This is a genomic window from Streptococcus sp. UMB1203 (genome assembly GCF_030217725.1).
Taxonomy (GTDB): Bacteria; Bacillota; Bacilli; order Lactobacillales; family Streptococcaceae; genus Streptococcus.
On sequence record NZ_JASOOK010000088.1, the window covers coordinates 1 to 236 of the forward strand.

2 tRNA genes are annotated in these 236 nt (G+C 55.5%); both read right to left on the reverse strand.

Features of this window, described 5'->3' with window-relative positions:
* Positions 1-80: 80 nt before the first annotated feature.
* Positions 81-152, reverse strand: a tRNA-Glu gene (locus QP439_RS09075).
* An 8-nt stretch (positions 153-160) separates the two neighbouring features.
* Positions 161-234: transfer RNA gene (locus QP439_RS09080), tRNA-Ile, on the reverse strand.
* Positions 235-236: the final 2 nt, after the last annotated feature.

Sequence of the window (236 nt, forward strand, 5' to 3'; positions counted from 1 at the left end):
TTCGAACCCACGCACGCTTTTACACGCCTGACGGTTTTCAAGACCGTTCCCTTCAGCCGGACTTGGGTAATCCTCCAAAATAGTCCGTACGGGATTCGAACCCGTGTTACCGCCGTGAAAAGGCGGTGTCTTAACCCCTTGACCAACGGACCAAACTTTATGGGCACGAGTGGACTCGAACCACCGACCTCACGCTTATCAGGCGTGCGCTCTAACCACCTGAGCTACGCGCCCAA